Origin of the sequence: Marinisporobacter balticus (assembly GCF_004345705.1) — a bacterium.
GTDB lineage: Bacteria > Bacillota > Clostridia > Peptostreptococcales > Thermotaleaceae > Marinisporobacter > Marinisporobacter balticus.
Window position 1 is genome coordinate 22,832 of record NZ_SLWV01000021.1, and the last position, 19,403, is coordinate 42,234.

The following is a 19,403-nucleotide window of genomic DNA, read 5'->3' on the forward strand; positions in this document are numbered from 1 at the left end:
AAAAACATAGAAAAATGTGACAAATAATGTTGAAATAAATAACTTAGAATGATAAAATTTATCTAATAAAATAAAACAATATTGCTTTTGCTTAGGGAAAAAGGTGAAGAACCTTTGCTGTAGTCGCAGCTGTAACCGGAGATGAGGATCAGAAGATGTCACTGTTTAGTATAAAACTAGATGGGAAGGCCTGATCTAAAGATGACCTGGGAGCCAGAAGACCTAATATGGCATTCTTCAATTAACCTCCGGCTTTGAGGGATTGGAGATATATGTATGCCTCAGACTCTTTCTTATACTATCATCAATCAGATAATTTTTACATTCTATACAGTATATAGGATAACAGAAATACATATATCTTTAATCCTTTCCAGTTTATGGGAAGGATTGTTTATTTTAGAAGATATGGAGGTGTTTTTATGAAAAAAGGTTTATTTATTTTTCTATGCATAATTTTTATCTGTACATGTGTAGGGTGTACTGAAAAATCAACTTTAGAAAATGGCAAGATAGAAGTGATTGTTTCAAGAGATTTTGGCAATGAAATAGTATCTGAGAAAGCTGTTGACTTTTCAGAAGATTCAAATGCTATAGAAGTAATGGAAGAAAACTTTGATATAGAGACGGCTTATGGAGGAGGTTTCATCAATGCAATTGGTGGTCTTAAATCAGGGTTTACAGGTGTGGAAGATAAGAAGAAAGTAGATTGGTTTTATTATGTAAATGGGATTTTACCAGAAGTAGGGGCGCAAGATTATTATTTGAAATCAGGCGATGTAGTGGTATGGGATTATCATGATTGGAGTAATAATAGATATGGATCAAGTATTATCGGCGCTTATCCTATAAATTTTATCAATGCGCATGATGAAAATGTTTTAAAAACAGAAATAACATATGAAAAAAATTATGAAAAAGAGAGTCAAGGGTTTGCAAGTTTTTTAAAGGAACAAGGGGTAAAAAATATAGTGTTTAAAAATATGGATGAACAAGTATTAGAGAATGGAGAAATAAATTCTATACTGATTGGTTCATGGGATGCATTATCTAAATCAGATACAATAAAAGGTTTTTATGAAAATGGTAAAAAAACTGGATTGTATTTTAAGATGGATAAAAATATAAAGGCACTCAATGAAAAAGGAGAAATTGCAAAGGAATATAAAAAAGGCGCTGTGATTACTTCGATTGTTAAAGAATATGGATTATCAGGCACAATATGGTTGATTACTGGAAATGATGAAGCGTGTATTAAAAAAGCTATAAAGCTTCTTTATGAAAATCCAGAAAAATTGAAAGGCAAATTTTCTATAATTGTAACAGAAGATGAAATGGTCAATATTCCAATAAAGAATTAGGTGATGATATGGCAAAGTTACACCCGTTTACAATGATATTATTCTCTATGATCTTATTTTTTATGGCATTAATCTATAATCATCCACTCTATATATGCTCTATTTTAATTTTTATAGTAGTGAGTATATTGCTTTTAGGAGAAGGAAAACAGTTGAAAACAACCATGAAATATGGGGTATATACAGCTGCATTGATTTTGATTATAAATCCTTTAGCAAATCAGAATGGGCGCCATATACTCTATAAAAGTGGTAAAATTCCTATCATAGGTAAAATTAAGATTACACAAGAAGCGCTAGCTTATGGAGGAAATATGGCATTAAAGCTATTTTGTATTTTATTGATTTTCTTGTTTTATGGATTGATGACAGATAGAGATGAAACATTTAGCTTTTTTTCAAAATATGCGCATAAGCTTACCCTTACTTTATCGATGACGATAAACATTATTCATCGATTAAGATTAGAAATCATGCGGGTAAAGGATGTGATGATTTTAAGAGGTGTAAACTTTCAAGAGAAGAATTTACGGAAAAGAATGAAAGCATACTATCCCATTTTAAAGGTAATTTTTATAGCCTCTTTAGAAGGATCATTAGATCAAGCTGAAAGCTTATATGCTAGAGGATATGGAAAAGGAGTTAGAACCTCTTATTCTCAAGTTAAAATAAAAAATATAGATTATTTATTTCATGGGATCAATTTCATTTTGTTATGTTTTGTTGTATATGGCTTTTTTTTAAATGTTGGATTTGTACAATTTTATCCAACCTTTCACGGGTTTGATTTGAAAGAAAATATTTTTCTTATTTATATAGATATTATCCTAGTGGTAGCCATCTTGCTGATTTGGGGGTGTAAGAGATGGAAATTCTTAAGATACAAGATTTAACCTATTATTATCCCAGAAAAGAAGAACCCGCTTTAAAATGTGTTAATTTATCTGTAACAGAAGGAGAATTTATATTACTCTTTGGGAAATCAGGTTGTGGAAAATCTACTTTAGGGAGGGTATTTAACAAAATTGTTCCAGAGTTTTACGGTGGGAAAATAAAAGGAAATGTAGAAAGTAAAGTAGATATTGGGATGGTTTTTCAAGATCCAGAAAAGCAATTGGTGATGGAGCAAGTTGAGCGAGAAATTGCTTTTGGTCTTGAAAATATTGGTATAAATTATGAAGTGATGCGAAAAAAAGTAATGGAGACCCTAAGCTTTCTAAATATATGGGACATCCGATATAAAAAAACTTATGAGCTTTCAGGAGGACAAAAACAGAAGCTGGCAATTGGTGCTACAATTGCTATGGGTTATAAGTTTTTAGTTTTTGATGAACCAACTTCTCAGCTTGATCCTGTAGCAGCAGAAGAAATATTACATATTTTAAAAAGGTTAAATGAAGAATTGGGATATACTATTGTTTTGATTGAACAAAGGATAGATAAATGTTTTCATTTAGCGGATCGCGTATTATTTATGGAGGAGAGTCAAATTATTTTTGATGGTGCGCCTAAAGATTTTGTAGCCTGGAGCTATAAGCATGAGAAAAATTTCTCTCCGTCTGTTTCTAATTACTTTGTAAAATTAGGAGAAAAAAATATCCCGCTTACGGTAAAAGAGGGAAGAAAGAAATTAAGAAAAAATTTATTTCTTAAAAAACCAGTAGTGATTCAACACGAAACAAAGGAAGAATATGGGAATCGAGAAGCGATATCCATAAAGAAGCTGTATTTTACATATGAAAATGGAAAAGAAGCACTAAATGGTGTGGATTTGAAGGTTTTTAAAGGAGAAGTATTAGGTATTATGGGTGAAAATGGTGGGGGAAAGTCTACTTTACTAAAAAATATTTCAGGACTATTAAAACCTGATAAAGGAAATCTTTCCGTATGTGGAGAAGTAGGATATCTTTCTCAGAATCCAAATGATTATCTTTTTAATGATACAGTTTATGAGGAACTCAAATATACACTCGATCAAAAAGGAATAAAAGATTTATCAAGAATAGAAAAGGTATTAAAGAATTTAGAACTTTTAAGATACAAAGATAAAAACCCTAGAGATTTAAGCGGAGGGGAAAAGCAGAGAGTTGCACTAGGATCTATCCTTGTTATGGAGCCTGAAATATTGATTTTGGATGAACCTACAAGAGGATTAGACAGAGATTTAAAAGAAAGATTAGGAGAAATTATATTAAACTTGAAAAATAAAGGAAAGACCGTTATTTTGGTGACACATGATGTTGAATTTGTAGGGAAGTTCTGTGAGCGGGTTTGTTTGATGTTTGACGGAAGTGTAGCACAAGTGGGTTCAAAATATGATGTTTTAACAGAGGGAATTTATTATGCGACACAAATGAATAAATTGTTTAGTGGATATGTTGATAAAATTATTACTTTAGAAGATGCATGCTATATAACAGATCATCTAAAAGAGGGAGTTATTTAATATGAATTATGGTGTAATTTCAGTAAGTATTTTACTTATTTCTTTTATTTGTATTTTTGTATCTTATGAGAGACAAAGTATTTCTGTAAAAGAAATTTCTTTGATTGCCACATTATCAGCATTAGCAGGAGTTTCTAGAGTACCCTTTGCAGCCATTCCCAATGTACAGCCTACTACATTTTTGGTAATCATATCGGGCTATGTATTTGGACCGGGATTTGGATTTATGGTAGGAGGAATTGCTACTTTAGCTTCTAATGTTTTTTTAGGGCAAGGCCCTTGGACGCCATGGCAGATGTTAGCTTGGGGACTAGCGGGCTTTAGTGGAGGGATATTAAGAAAATTTTTCAAAAATCCTTCTAGATTGCTTTTAGGTATTTTTGCATTTTGCTGGGGATTTTTATTTGATTATATTATGAATTTGTGGCATTGGTTAGCTTTTGTATATCCGCTTACGGTGCAAAGTTTTATTGTCACATATATCAATTCATTTTATTTTGATTTGATGCATGCTGTAGGAAACTTTACTTTTGCTTATTTGTTTGGAAAGGATTTTATTAATATATTATCACGATTTAAAGACAGGATTCACTATACTGAGATTCCTAACCAAAAAATAGATTGAGAAAAAACTTTGGAAATTAAGATTTTTAAGAAATGGTGAATCATTTTTTAAAAAATTAAGTGGAAAGAGGGAGGTAATAACGTGAAAAAAATAACGGCTTTAACAATTGCAATTTTAATGGTTTTTACAAGCTTTGCATTTGCTTTGGATTTTAATGCTACTGTAAAATACTTAGAAAAGCAAGAACTTGATGAATGGGGGATTTTGGCGTTATATTCATCTGGGACGGATGTAAAGAATAAGACACTAAAAAGAGTAGATGATTCTACTGCTACAACAGATTATGAAGCATATATGATGGGGGCAATACCAAAAGGAGAAGATGTTTCTGATTATGCAGGAAAGATTGTAAAGACACAAAGAGAGAATGGAAAATTTGCTGATTATATTGATGGTACTGGAGAAGATTTAATCAATGCCCATATTTGGGGAATTATTTCGTTATATGCAGCGAATAAAGAAAATTATGATAAACAAAAAGCATTAATATGGCTTAAGGAAAATCAAAATGAAGATGGAGGCTTTGGCGTTTTTACAGGATATAACCATTCAGATATTGACATGACAGGTATGGGCGTTATTGCTTATAGCATATTAGGACTGAATAAAGATAGCAAGGAAGTAAAGAAGGCTTTGAGCTTTATTGAAAAAAACTTAGACAAGAAAGAAAGTTGTGAAGGGGTAGCTTACTATATATTAGCAAAAGTGAAATTAGGATTAGCAGTAGATAAAAGTTTATATAACAAGCTTTTGCAGTATAAAATAAAGGATGGTTCCTTTAAGCATCTTAAAAAACTTTCAAGGGGAAATTATATGGCTAGTTGGCACGCGCTATTAGCTATGATAGATTATAAGAATAAGATTTCTGTATTTGATAGATTGCATGATTTTAATAAGCTAAAGGATGAGAAAAAGAAGGCTGTAGTTAAGAAAACATCAGCAAAATAAAATTGTAGGAGGGAATAAGGCGTGAAAAAAAGAATTTTTAGTTTGATCTTAGCATTAACATTGATCTTAGGATGTATTCCATTTGTAGAAATGGGTGCTTATGCAGCAACACCACAGGAAGTTAGGGTAAGGGTAGAAGGAAAAGATAAAACATTGTATGATAGAAAGGTTACTGTAACAGATGATGTGTATTGTAATGAGTATTTAAATATGATAGATAATAAAGCGAATATTAAAGGATTTATAAATACATTGCTTGGAGAAACTCCAGATTATGAAAAAAATAAAGATTCATGGATGAATTATTATGTAAAAGATGATGTAATTGATACTTCAAAGCCTGTTAATGAGTATAAATTAAATGATGCTGATGGAATTGTTGTATATGTTGCAAATTTCAATGTCAATGACGGAGATGGGACACTTATACCAGTTGTTGATCTAGAGAAAGATGGAAATACCGTAGAAATGGCTGTGTATGGGAAAAGTTGGAAAGTCACAACTCCTTATGATGGAGCAGAATTAAAAATCAGCTATGTAGGGAATAAAAAGACAGATAAAGATGGAAAATATTCTTTCAATATGAAGGGCATTCAAAAGATTCAAGTAGGAGATTATCCAGAATTAGTAAGAAAGACCATATATGTAGGAGAAGAAGAAGTTTTACAAAAAGTAAAAAGTACGATAGAAGATTTAAAAGATTACTATAATAAGCAAGATACGCTTGATCATTGGGTAGCGCCTGCTTATTTTATGGTTAGTGAAACAGATAATGAATTCAAACAAATTAACTATAAATATATATTTCCTGAAGTAATAACAGAAAAATCTAGTGCAGTCAAATATGCAGGGAATATTATAGGTCTTTTATCAGCAGGAAAAAATCCAAAAGATATAAAGATTCAGTGTGGAGATAGTGAAAAGGATATCATTACTATCTTAAAGGAATCTCAACGTAAAGAAGATGGAAAGTTTATTATTGATCAATATGATAATTGGACATCAACACAAGCATTTGCGATTTTAGCATTGGATTTAGTTGATGAAAATTATGATAAAGAAAAGGCAGTTAAAGCGTTATTATCATATCAAAACAAAGATGGAGATTTTAGTGGAAGTGTCGATATGACAGCTATGACATTATTTGCATTAGCTAATCATAGAGATGTTGAAGGAGTTGAAAGTGCAATTCAATGTGCTTTAGAAAATATTAAAGACCAGCAATTGAATACAGGTGGATTCCTTAATTTTGGTGGGAAAGACTCTCCAGAGACAAATGCAATGGTGATAAAAGCATTAGTAGCTTTAGATATAAACCCTTTAGCAGATGAGTGGAAGAAAGATGGTAATAGTGTACTAGATGCTTTACTTGCATTTAAACAAGGTGGTCAGTTTAAATCAGCAGATGGACAAGTTAGCGCAACGTCAACAAAGCAAGCATTTAGTGCTTTAGCAGATTTATATAAAGCTGAATCAATGTATCATAGTCAAAGTTTAAAGGATCATTATAAGTTTAGTTCATTTGATGAAACCGATAAATATGAATTTACATTAACAAGAGATGGTTCTTCAAACTTTGAAAAAGGACAAGAAGCACAGTTAAATATAGATGTAAAAAACAATTCTAAAAATAATAAGACAGTAACCTTTGCTGTTACATTATATAAATTGAATGGATATAATAAAGAATTGTATACATATACTTTCATGAAAAAAGAGATCAATGCAGGTGATACAGAAGAAGTAGCAGGTGGATTTTTAATCCCATCCGAAGGAGATTATCAGATAAAAGGAATTTTATGGGATGATTTTGAAAATAAAAATCCAATTGCTGAGCCAATTACAGTAGAAGTTCAATAAAAAGGAGGAAAACCATGAAAAAGATTTTTGTAGCGTTGATATTGGTAATGTCTTTGGTTTTTCCTTCTCTTGCAGCAACGAGTGTGGATTGTACGGTTAATAATAATGTTGCAAAGATTACTGTACAGGGAGAGCAAAATAAATCAGTTACCATTACCATTAGTGATAGTAAGAGAAAATATTATATTGATCAAGGAATTACAGATGATCAAGGAAGTGCTCAATTTAATGTAGTTTTGAAAGAAGGAAATACATATGATTGCTCTGCAAATATTGAGGGCGATAAAGCTTTAGAGACATTTTCTGTAGGGGATTCTGGAAACACTACAGACCCAGAACAAAAAGATAGTATTAATATTTCTATTAAGGGATATAAGGGTAAGACGATTCTTTCTAAAACAGAAGGAGAATTTAGAGAAGGAGATACTGTTTTATCAGTTACAAAGAGGATACTGGAAGAAAAAAATATAGCGTATGATATTGGAAGTGGCTATATTAAAATGATTTATAATGAAGATAATAGAGAAAAAAAAGATAACTATCCATTGAGTGGTTGGATGTATAGGGTTAATGGTGATTATGATCGTTATAGTTCAACAGGAGCTTCTGATGTAGATATAAATAAAAATGATTATATTGAATGGAGATATTCTCTTGATGGAGGATATGATATTGGATGGGAAAAAGATCCGAATAAATATGGTGGCTTAGGCAATAAGCAAACAGATATAGAAAAAGCTATTGAAGATGCAAAAAGTATTCTAACTAATCAAAATGCTAGTGAATATGCAATTTCAAAAGCAGTAAAAGCTATAACAGATAAAATAAATGAAAAAGCAGATAAAATAACTTCTCAAGCGGATGCAAAGGATTTTGTTAACGATTTGAAAAAAGTTGCTTCTATAATGGGAGAAGCTGTAGAAAAAATAAAAACAGAACAAGGCGTAAAAGATTTAGCAAATGAAAGTGTAAATATTGTAAAAGCCTTATTAAAAGCTTCTGAAAAACTAAATAACGACAGTGATAAAAAAGATATAGACAAAGCTACAGCAGAAAATATGAAAACTACATTAAAGGTAATGGATAAGGTAAAAGATATCAAAGATGTTCGTAAGATAGCAGGAGATATGATAGAAGCCACTGAGCAGATCATGGATAAAATAGGAGAAACAAACAGCGAAGAAATAAAGGCAAAAATTGTAGAAATTGCAGAAAAAGCAGTAGCTTTGGCTGGAAAACAAAAAATAGAGAAGGATGGATTAAAAACTGAAGGTGAAAAGACAATAGCCAAAATAGACGGAAACAAAATAAAAGATTTAGCGAAAGAAAGTGCAAAAACAATAAAAGAGATGAAAGAAAAACTTGAAAAAAATCATATAGAAAATTTAAAAGGGTTAGAAAAGAAATTGACAATAGAAATAATGCATACAGGAAAAGAAGAAGTAGAAACAAATCTTCCAGAAAATTTAATGAAAGATCTAAAAGAAAATGGTATAGAAAAAATAGATATTGAAACAGAAATAGCATCATTTTCTATAACACCAAAGACTTTTGGAGAACAAGGAGCAGAGAAAGAAATTGCTCTTAGTGCAAAAAAAGTAGATAGAAATGATTTAATGCCACTTATAAGAAATAAAATACCAGAAGGTAGTCCCATTGTAGATTTAAATGCAAAATTGGGGCAAGAAAAGACATCAAATTTTGAAGAAGCAATGGAAATAGCTATTCCTTATACAGGAAAAGTAGAAGAAGGAAAAAAGGTAAAAGTATTTTTCTTATCGGATAATGGAACGATTGAGGAAATGCGTGGAGAATATGATGCAATAACTAAAACGATAACTTTTAAAACCAATCACTTTAGTAAATATTTTGCAAAACAAGTAGATAAAGAAATAAAAAATACATTTACAGACCTTGAAGGTTATGACTGGGCAGAAGAAGCAATCGAAGCTATGGCTGCTAAAGACATCATTAGTGGAAGAAGTAAAGGAATATTTGATCCATCAGCAAATATTACAAGAGCAGAATTTGCAACATTGATCACAAAGATGTTAAATTATGAAGGAACAGGAGAAATACCATTTAACGATGTAGAAAAAGAGAAATGGTATTATAATGCTGTAGCGGCTGCTTATAAAAACGGATTAATAAGTGGAAGAGGCAATACGAAATTTGATCCAGAAGGAAACATCACAAGACAAGAAATGGCAGTAATGATCGCGAAAGTGTTAGAGAAAAAAGGATATGATAAAGGAAATTTAAGTGAACTAGATATCTTTAAAGATCAATCAGATATTGAACAGTGGGCAAAGAGTGGGGTAAGCTTTTGCGTAAAAGAAAAAATAATTAGTGGTATAGGTGAAGGCAATTTTGCACCAAAAGAAAATGCAAATCGTGCACAAGCTGCTATAATGCTTTATAAGCTACATTAGTTCCGATTCGATATGTTTTAGAGTATTTATTCCTAAAAAATTAGTTAAAGGAGCGCATTTGAGAAATTATCTGACTTGGGTTAGATTTTTGGAAGAATGATCAAACTGCTCTTTTAAAACAATTTAAAAGTATGGATATGGTGGGAAAATATTATGGAGGGATACATACAAAAACCTGCTAGATTTATTAGCAGGTTTTTGTAAGATATTAGGCTTCTGCAACCTCTGCAACAGGGACTAGTAAAGATTCCCCAGTTATTTCATCAGGCTTTTCTAAATTCATCATTTGTAGCAATGTAGGGGCAATATCTGCAAGTTTTCCTTCTGTAATACCATACTCTTCAGGAGCATTAATGAGTATAATAGGAACAGGATTTGTAGAGTGCGCAGTGATGGTATTGCCGTCTTTATCGAGCATTTCATCCGCATTACCATGATCAGCGGTAAGGAGAATTTGACCACCAACGGCTATGGCAGTTTCAACGATTTTACCTACACATGCATCTACCGTTTCAACAGCTTTCTTTGCTGCATCTATAGATCCTGTATGACCAACCATATCACAATTTGCATAGTTTACAATGATTAAATCATATTTTTCTTCATTGATTGCAGCTACCAATTTTTCTGTTACTTCATAAGCACTCATCTCTGGTTTTGAATCATAAGTTGCTACTTTAGGGGAAGGAACTAATATGCGATCTTCACCCAAATAAGGATCTTCCACACCACCACTTAAGAAGAATGTAACGTGTGCATACTTTTCTGTTTCTGCAATACGAAGCTGTTTTAAACCTTGATTAGAGACATATTGACCTAAAGTATTTACAAGTTTTTCTGGTGGATAGGCAATAGAAACATTTGGCATAGCTGCATCATATTGTGTCATACAAACATAATGAACAGGGAAGCATGCATGTTTTCTTTCAAAACCTGTGAAATTTTCATCCACAAAAGTTCTCGTGATTTCACGGGCACGATCAGGTCTGAAGTTAAACATAATAATCGAGTCATTTTCAGAAACTGTAGCAGTAGGGGTATCTTCTTCCATGATTACTGTAGGCTTTACAAACTCATCTACTTCATTTTTATCATAAGATTGTAAAACAGCTTCTTTAGAAGAATTTGCTGTTACACCTTCACCAAAGGCGATAGCATTATAAGCCTGTTCCACTCTTTCCCATCTATTATCTCGATCCATTGCGTAATATCTACCAGAGATTGTAGCAATTTTTCCTATACCTATTTCAGCCATTTTATTTTCTAATATTTCAACATATGAAGCTGCACTAGAAGGGGGTACATCTCTACCATCTAAGAAAGCATGAATATATACCTTGGTTAAACCTTGATCTTTTGCAAGTTTTAGTAGACCAAATAGATGATGAATATGACTGTGAACACCGCCATCTGATAATAATCCACATAAATGAAGGGCACTATCATGTTTTTTTGCATTTTCTATGGCACAAAGTAAAGCCTCATTATCAAAGAAATCTCCATCTTCAATCGCTTTTGTAATCTTTGTTAAAGATTGATAAACAATTCTTCCAGCACCAATGTTTAAGTGCCCTACTTCAGAGTTACCCATTTGACCATCTGGAAGACCTACATCCAGTCCACTAGCATAGATTTGACTACTTGGATATTTTTCGAAATATTTATCTAAGTTTGGTTTTTCTGCAAGTGCGATGGCATTGCCGTAACTACTTGTATTGATACCGAAACCATCTAATATCATTAATATTGTTGGATTATTCAATTTAATTCCTCCTTTGACAAAAGTCTATCAATTATTACATTGATTCTATTATACCAAATTAAACGAAAGGATGCATCTTTGATATAATACGACATTTACAAAAAAATTCATAGCCTATAAACAGACCATGAATTTTTTTTATATAAATGAATTTATTTTGTCCACAGGGGCAATAAAGTTATATAGCCGCTCCCAATACTTCTTCAATTTGATCTAAATCTAAATGCATAATGTATCGATCTTGGTCTTTGCCATATTCATCCTTACTAAAGGATACGATTTTAAATCCTAATTTATCTTGGTATAGCTTTATAGCTGGTTTATTTTCCACATCTACAGTTAAACAAATTTCTTCAAATCCTTGTTTTTGTAGTTCTTTACAGATGATTAGTAAAAATTCATACCCAAGACCTCTTCCTTGTAAATCCTGTGCAATCGCATAATCAAAAAGATAACATTTTTTTTCATCTTCCCAATCTCGCATAAGGATTGCTAACCCGATAATCTTGTTTTCTCGCTTTAATAAGAATACATTCCCATGCCGGATTTGTGGAACCAATCCCCATTCATCCATGCCTAATTCTCCAAATATATTTAGTCCAAAATTAACTATCTGATTCAATAACGGAGGATTAAAATCTTGGACTAAATATACTTTGAGATTTCTAGTGTCTTTTACCGATTGGTTAATTGATTTTGCAGGTATTCTTTTTACTTCTTTCAAATACAAAAAATCACACTCCTTTTTATTTACTATTCAATTATAACACATTTTATGTATTTTTCAAAATTTTCTGTTTTTTAAACTAAGAATTATAGAATATCCGTTAGGGGATGAACCCAAAAAAAAGACCCCAAAGGGGTCGTCTTGTTTATATTAACTCTTCTCTTTTTAGTATTTCTACAAAAGCATTTGTTAAATGATTTGTATTATTTTTCTTACTAAAGAACACGTCGTTCTCTACAACTTGTAGCATAGCCTTTTCTTCAGGGAAATTAAATCCGTTTGTATATAGGATTCTTTCTTTATCAATAGGCCAGAACACATCATTTCCTGTTTGTTTTGCTACTTTAAAATATTCTAGGATGTTTTGTGAAATTTCACTTAAGATTTCATCTGTATTATTGTAATGAATGCTCGTACTTAATACATTAATAAGCTTCATGATTACTTCCCAGTTTTCGAAACCACCAAGAGCTGGAATCGCTTGACGAATCTTTTGAATTCTTCTCTCTGTATTTGTAAATGTACCATTTGATTCAGCAAAGCTTACGGCAGGTAATACAACATCTGCGCGTTTTGCAGTTTCAGTTAAGTGTGTATCTTGAACCATTAAGAATTCAAGTCCACTCAAGTTAACATCAGGCACATCTTCACCGAATACAAGTAAGGCTTTAATCGATTTATTTTCAATACCTTTAACAATTTCTGTAGCATCTTTTTCGATACCCATATCAACAAGACCTTGACTGTTATTGTTAGGTTTTAATTGAATAATACCGTTATAGGCACGACCAATATGGCCGCTGATTACAGCAATATTTGCAATCAATTTTGCGCCGTTAGGCGTAATATCATTTTGAGCAAATACGATCATTGCTTTTTTAGATTTTCCGTAGATTTCAGCTACTTCTTTTGCCATCGCACTTACAGATAGATCTTTTAAGCTTTCTTTTAATGCCTCGAAGCCTTCAGCATTTTTAGGTGTACATCCATTGTCTATTAATGCTTTTGTTACTTCTTTTAAGAAGCTTAAGTTGTTTTCAGGTGTTACTGTTTTATATGCCCATTCATCAGCAGTTGTTTTAGATGGGTTGATTGTAATTAATTTTGCACCGTTATTGATTGCTTTTCTGATTTTAAGACCTGCAACCGTATGGTCGTTCATAATATCAGAACCAATCAAAAGAATCGTTTCTGTTGAAAGTAATTCCTCGAAAGTATTCGTTGAAGCATCATAGCCTAATACATCCACAATGCCTCCTGATAATTTATTGAAGGAGAATACATTGTCTGTACCAAGTACTGCTTTCGCAAATTTATTGGTTAGATAAATTTCTTCATTTGTAGATCGATCTGAAACAGATACTGCTAAAGCATCCGTTCCATATAAAGCACCAAAACTTTGTGCTTTTTTTGCTGCATAAAGGATGGCTTCTTCAAAGGATACTTCAACAAGTTCGCCGTTCTTTCTAATAAGTGGCTTTGTAATACGGCTACCTTCTTTAGAAATATCAAATCCAAATCTACCTTTTACACAAAGAAGGCCATTGTCTACAGTACTTTCTTTATCGGGTACAGATCTTACAAGCATGTCACCTTTTGTATTTAAGTTTAGATGACAGCCAACACTACAATGTGAACAAACTGTATGAGTTTCGTCTGTTTTTAAAGGAATAGATTTTGGCGTGTGTAATCTTTCTCCAAGAGCGCCAGTCGGACATACACTAATACATTGACCACAAGAAATACAGCTTGTATTTTTAAGCGGTTGATTGAGTGCTGGTTTTACAATGGTGTCAAATCCTCTGTCAATAAGTCCTAAAGCAGTATTGCCCATTACTTCATCACAAACTCTTACACAAAGTCCACAAAGGATACATTTGTCAGGGTTTCTATGAATAAATGGATGGTTATCTGCTATTTCTTCTTGACGTTTGTGGACTTCACCAGAAAGGCGTGCTGGTTTTACATCATATTCATTTGCTAATTTAATTAATTCACATTCGAAGAAATCATGACATCCACATTCAAGACAACGCATCGCTTCTGCTTTTGCTTGTTCTTCTGTGAAACCATTTGCAATCTCTTCAAAGTTTATTTTTCTTGCTTCAGGAGATAAATGAGACATTTTTGCTCTGCTACATTTTTCTCGATCTTTAAAGTCTTCTTCTGTTAAATCATCTCTTTCTACAACAAAAGGTTTGTTATAAGGGATGACTTCTCCTTCGAGATAGCTACAGATGACTGTTGCAGATTTTTTAGCTTCGCCAATTGCTGCAATTGCAATGCTAGCACCTTTATTTGTTGCATCTCCGCCAGCAAATACACCTGGAAGATTTGTTTGATAAGTATGCTCATCTGCTATAATTGTACCTTTTTTTGTAAGTTCAATGCCTTCGAAACCAGTAGCATCAATACCTTGACCAATTGCAGCGATCACAGAATCAACTTCTAAAATTTCTTCTTCACCTTCAATTGGGATTGGTCTTCTTCTGCCACTTACATCCGGTTCACCTTGTTTCATTTTTTGAAGTCTAATCTTTACAGCTTTACCATCTTCACCTATGATTTCAATAGGATTTGTAAGGGTTTTAAAGATTACACCTTCTTCTTCAGCTTCTACAATTTCTATTTCTTCAGCAGGCATTTCTGCTTGTGTTCTACGATAAACATTGTAAACCTCTTTTGCGCCAAGTCTTACAGCTGTTCTACAAGCATCCATTGCCGTGTTACCACCACCAACGATTGCTACACGATTACCAATTTGAATCGGTTCATTGGTAGCAACCTTTCTTAAGAAGTGGATCCCTCCATATACACCATCTAATTCTTCTCCAGGACAGTTTAATGCTGTACTTGTCCATGCACCGATAGAAACATAAACAGCGTCATAGGATTTTCTGATATGATTAAAAGAAATATCTTTACCGATTTTCATGTTCGGAATCATTTTTACGCCCATTTTTTCAATAATCGCAATCTCTTTGTCAAGAATCTCTTTAGGAAGACGATATTGAGGAATACCATATCTTAGCATTCCACCCAATTTTGGCATCGTTTCATAAATCGTAACGCTATGACCTTCCTTAGCAAGATAATATGCTGAAGTAAGTCCTCCAGGACCGCCACCGATTACACCGACACTTTTACCTGTTTTAGGTTTGATCTCTGGCATAAAAGAATTTGCATGATTTAAGTCTATATCTGCTGCAAAGCTTTTTAATGATGCAATAGATATAGGTTCTTCTACAAGTTGTCTTCTACATGCATCTTCACATGGATGAGGACAAACTCTACCAATACTAGCAGGAAGAGGAAGCTGTTCTTTGATTAATGCAACGGCTTCTTCATATTGTCCATTTGCAATTAATCCTACATATCCTTGACAATCTGTGTTTGCTGGACATTCTAATACACAAGGAGGACGACAGTCTCCAACATGGTCGGATAGAAGAAGTTCTAGGGCCATTCTTCTTGAACCGCGAACTTTTTGTGTGTTTGTTTTTATAACCATACCCTCACTTATTTTTGTTGCACAAGCGCGAAGAAGTTTTGGAATCCCTTCAACTTCTACGACACAAAGTCCACAGGCACCATATATTTCAACTCTTTCATCGTAACAAAGCGTAGGAATTTCAATACCATTTTCTTTTGCTACTTCTAGAATCGTTTGATCATTATAACCTGTCACTTCTTTTCCATTTATATTTAATCTCATTTTAGACATCATTTTCACCCCTATCTTATTCAACTATAACTGCACTGAATCGACAAGATTGCGTGCATTTTCCGCATTTTATACATTTTTCAGGATCAATCGTGTAAGGTTTTTTTACTTCTCCAGAAATTGCATCAACTGGACAGTTTCTAGCACAAAGTCCACATCCAATACATTTTTCTTGATCAATAGAATAAGTTAATAGATTTGTACATTGTTTTGCAGGACATTTTTTGTCATAGATATGCTTTTCATACTCATCTCTGAAGTATCTGATTGTACTAAGAACTGGATTTGGCGCAGTTTGACCAAGTCCACAAAGAGATCCTTCTTTAATTTTTACTGCTAATTCTTCTAATAATTCAATATCACCATCACGTCCGTCACCTTCGCATATACGTGTTAAGATTTCTAACATTCTTTTTGTACCAATACGGCAATGGATACATTTACCACAGGATTCTTTACGCGTAAAATCTAAGAAGAAACGTGCCATATCTACCATACAAGTTGTTTCATCCATAACAACCATACCACCAGAACCCATGATGGCACCTGTTTTGTTGATAGATTCATAATCAACCGTTGTATCTACAATACTTGCAGGAATACATCCACCAGATGGGCCACCCATTTGAACAGCTTTGAAACTTTTTCCATCTTTGATTCCGCCACCGATATCAAAAATGATTTCTTTCAAAGGCATACCCATTGGCACTTCCACAAGGCCACCATTTTGAATTTTTCCAGTAAGGGCAAAAACTTTTGTACCTTTGCTTTGTTCTGTACCCATATCCGCAAAAGCTTGACCACCATTTTCAAGAATCCAAGCAACGTTTGCAAATGTTTCAACATTATTGATGTTTGTAGGTTTTCTCCAATAGCCACTTTGAGCAGGGAATGGAGGTTTAAGTCTTGGCATGCCGCGTTCGCCTTCTAATGATTCAATAAGGGCTGTTTCTTCTCCACAGACAAAAGCACCTGCACCTGCTTTGATACGCATATCAAAATCAAAGCCACAACCTAAAATGTTTTTACCTAATAAGCCTTTTTCTCTCGCGTGTTTAATTGCTTTTTCAAGACGTACAATTGCTAAAGGATACTCAGCCCGAACATATACAATTCCTTCATGCGCGCCCATCGCATAGCCACCGATCATCATACCCTCAATAAGCGTATGTGGATCTCCTTCTAAAACACTTCGATCCATAAAAGCGCCTGGATCCCCTTCATCTGCATTACATACTAAATATTTTGGAGAACCGTTCGCGTTCTTTGCAGCATTCCATTTAAACCAAGTAGGAAAACCTGCACCACCACGACCTCTAAGACCTGAAACTTTTATTTGTTCAATAACTTCTTCTGGACTCATTTCTTTGATACATTTTCCGATGGATTGATATCCACCTGTTTTGATATATTCATCGATAGATTCTGGATCTATATAGCCACAATTTCTTAGCGCAATTCTTTTTTGTTTCATTAAACCTTGTAAATCATTTTCTGGAATAACATGCTCTTTGAGAACGTTTTTTTCAGAAATATGTTTTTCAATGATTTCATTGGCTATTTCAGGTGTTACCTTTACATAGGTTGTCTTTTCTCCATTGTCAGCATAAACATCTACAATCGGTTCTAGATAACACATACCAATGCAACCAGTAATTTCAAGATCTATTTGAAGACCTTGATTCTTTATTGCTTCTTCAAAAGTATCATATGCCTTATTTGCGCCAGCTGCCAATCCACAGCTTCCTTGACCTACGACTATCTTCATGGTTTAGACCTCCTTGCTACTTTGTTCTTTTTTACGAATATCTTTTAAGATTTTTTTTGTACTTTCAGGGGTAAGCTTTGCATAAGTTTCTCCGTTAATCATCATAACCGGAGATAAACTACAACATCCAAGACAAGCAACATTATTGAGCGTAAACAATCCATCCTCAGTTGTTTCGCCTTCTTTGATCTTTAGTTCATCACAGATGGCTTCTTCGATAAACTTAGAACCATTAACATGACAAGCAGTTCCTTGACAAAGCATAATTAAATATTTGCCAACAGGATTTAGTCTAAACTGGGTATAGAAAGTCGCTACACCATGAATCTTTGCGGGTTTTATTCCAGTTTTTTCTGCAATATGATTCAGTACTTCTAAAGGTAAATATCCGAAAATTTCTTGTGCTCCTTGAAGAATGCTAATTAAGCTACCTGATACATCTTTATATTTTGCTAGAACAGGCTCTAATTGGCTTAAGTCCACATTCGGATCACTTAATTTTACTGTAAGGTCATTGTTTCCTCCACAGCATCCCATTACGATCACTCCTTCCATTTCGCTTTCAAATCGATAAGAATTCTAAAAAGTTAGAAAGCATAATAATGATTACAATATAAAACATGTCAAAATACTATTTAAAAATCAACATTCTGAAGCATGAAATCATTGTAAAAAATCATCTCTTAAATACATGTATTTACAAAGTAGCTTCACTATGTATTGTACTCCATTTTTGTAGGTATTTCTATAAATAATTATGATAGAATATTGTAGTGTGCGTATATTTTGTGGTTCAATATAACAATTAAGTAAGCATACATATGAACCGTAGAGAGAAGTTTTGTTTTAAATTACAGCTAATTCATGATTTTTTATATCTGTAATAAACATATGTCCAGGTGCATGGGTAATCATAATTTCAGGTTTAACATTCATAGCAACAGCTTGAGGGGTAACTCCACATGCCCAAAATACAGGGATTTCTCCTTTTTTAATATCTATTGAATCACCAAAGTCAGGCTTATGTATATCGTTTATACCTATTGAACTAGGGTCACCAATATGAATAGGTGCGCCATGGATACTAGGATATCTAGAAGTAATTTGAACTGCTTTGATCACTTGATGAGGGGACATTGGTCTCATACTAACAACTGTTGGACCAGAAAATATACCTGCTTCCTTACATGGAATAGTTGTAATATACATAGGAACATTTTTTCCATAAGTAATATGTCTCACTTCGATACCTTCTTCTATTAAAGCAGATTCAAAAGTAAAACTACACCCTAATATAAAGGAAACAAAATCATCTCTCCAAAAAGATTTTATATCTGTGGATTCTTCTTCAAGCTTACCGTTTTTATAGACTCTGTACTTTGGAATATCTGTAGTAATATCAGAACCTGGTGCGATAGATTTAAACTCTTTACATCCTAAATCTGTAATTTCTAGTACTGGGCATGGTTTTGGATTTCTTTGAGTAAATAGTAGAAAATCATAAGCTAAATTTTTTGGTAAAACAACTAAATTCCCTTGTGCATAACCATCGCACATACCAGAGGTATGTGTTTGTAATTTTCCTTCTCGAATCATTTGACGAATATGAGAAGGATCAGCAAATCTTAAATTCTCCATTGTGTTCTCCCCTTTTTGCATTTGTTAGAATAAAATATTTATTCTAAATATAGCATATATTTTATTAACTGTAGTAAAATATTTTTATGATTTAGATAGATTTTATAGTATA

Annotated in this window: 13 protein-coding genes and 1 riboswitch; of the genes, 7 read left to right on the forward strand and 6 right to left on the reverse strand. The window is 33.0% G+C overall.

The features are described from left to right. The first annotated feature begins 62 nt into the window (after positions 1-62). Positions 63-244: riboswitch (cobalamin riboswitch) on the forward strand. Between the two features lie 178 nt (positions 245-422). The 7 genes from EV214_RS13225 (at position 423) to EV214_RS13255 (ending at position 9,672) form a co-directional block, all read left to right on the forward strand. Continuing rightward, positions 423-1,361: a DUF4430 domain-containing protein gene (locus EV214_RS13225; RefSeq protein WP_165916367.1), complete on the forward strand. Its 939-nt coding sequence runs from the start codon at positions 423-425 to the stop codon at positions 1,359-1,361. An 8-nt stretch (positions 1,362-1,369) separates the two neighbouring features. Continuing rightward, positions 1,370-2,254: an energy-coupling factor transporter transmembrane component T gene (locus EV214_RS13230; protein WP_132246555.1), complete on the forward strand. Its 885-nt coding sequence runs from the start codon at positions 1,370-1,372 to the stop codon at positions 2,252-2,254. After that, the gene (locus EV214_RS13235; RefSeq protein WP_132246557.1) at positions 2,227-3,807 is read left to right on the forward strand and encodes an ABC transporter ATP-binding protein; all 1,581 of its coding nucleotides are present in this window, start codon (positions 2,227-2,229) and stop codon (positions 3,805-3,807) included. Before EV214_RS13230 ends, EV214_RS13235 begins: the two co-directional genes overlap by 28 nt. A 1-nt stretch (position 3,808) precedes the next feature. Next, positions 3,809-4,432 (forward strand): ECF transporter S component, encoded by a 624-nt coding sequence (locus EV214_RS13240; protein WP_132246559.1) that lies wholly within the window; start codon positions 3,809-3,811, stop codon positions 4,430-4,432. An 81-nt stretch (positions 4,433-4,513) separates the two neighbouring features. After that, on the forward strand, positions 4,514-5,380 hold the full coding sequence (locus EV214_RS13245; RefSeq protein ID WP_132246561.1) for a prenyltransferase/squalene oxidase repeat-containing protein: 867 nt from the start codon (positions 4,514-4,516) through the stop codon (positions 5,378-5,380). A gap of 21 nt (positions 5,381-5,401) precedes the next feature. Then, the gene (locus EV214_RS13250; RefSeq protein WP_132246563.1) at positions 5,402-7,240 is read left to right on the forward strand and encodes a prenyltransferase/squalene oxidase repeat-containing protein; all 1,839 of its coding nucleotides are present in this window, start codon (positions 5,402-5,404) and stop codon (positions 7,238-7,240) included. A 14-nt stretch (positions 7,241-7,254) separates the two neighbouring features. After that, a complete protein-coding gene (locus EV214_RS13255; RefSeq protein ID WP_132246565.1) occupies positions 7,255-9,672 on the forward strand; it encodes an S-layer homology domain-containing protein in 2,418 nt (805 codons plus the stop codon). A gap of 208 nt (positions 9,673-9,880) precedes the next feature. Here the strand turns inward: EV214_RS13255 and gpmI are convergent, their stop codons facing one another. The 6 genes from gpmI to EV214_RS13285 all read right to left on the reverse strand — a co-directional run bounded on the left by gpmI (position 9,881) and on the right by EV214_RS13285 (position 19,291). Then, the gene (gene gpmI / locus EV214_RS13260; protein ID WP_132246567.1) at positions 9,881-11,434 is read right to left on the reverse strand and encodes a 2,3-bisphosphoglycerate-independent phosphoglycerate mutase; all 1,554 of its coding nucleotides are present in this window, start codon (positions 11,432-11,434) and stop codon (positions 9,881-9,883) included. Between the two features lie 178 nt (positions 11,435-11,612). Next, on the reverse strand, positions 11,613-12,164 hold the full coding sequence (locus EV214_RS13265; RefSeq protein ID WP_132246569.1) for a GNAT family N-acetyltransferase: 552 nt from the start codon (positions 12,162-12,164) through the stop codon (positions 11,613-11,615). A 142-nt stretch (positions 12,165-12,306) separates the two neighbouring features. Then, complete coding sequence (locus tag EV214_RS13270) at positions 12,307-15,885, reverse strand: molybdopterin-dependent oxidoreductase (RefSeq protein WP_132246571.1); 3,579 nt, start codon at positions 15,883-15,885, stop codon at positions 12,307-12,309. 16 nt (positions 15,886-15,901) lie between these two features. Then, entirely contained in the window at positions 15,902-17,653 is a 1,752-nt protein-coding gene (nuoF, locus tag EV214_RS13275; RefSeq protein ID WP_132246573.1) for an NADH-quinone oxidoreductase subunit NuoF, read from the reverse strand. Between the two features lie 3 nt (positions 17,654-17,656). After that, positions 17,657-18,190 carry an NADH-quinone oxidoreductase subunit NuoE gene (gene nuoE / locus EV214_RS13280; RefSeq protein WP_132246575.1) on the reverse strand — a complete coding sequence of 178 codons (534 nt, stop codon included), beginning with the start codon at positions 18,188-18,190 and terminating at the stop codon, positions 17,657-17,659. Positions 18,191-18,499: 309 nt separating this feature from the next. Next, a complete protein-coding gene (locus EV214_RS13285; RefSeq protein ID WP_132246577.1) occupies positions 18,500-19,291 on the reverse strand; it encodes a putative hydro-lyase in 792 nt (263 codons plus the stop codon). Positions 19,292-19,403 lie beyond the last annotated feature (112 nt).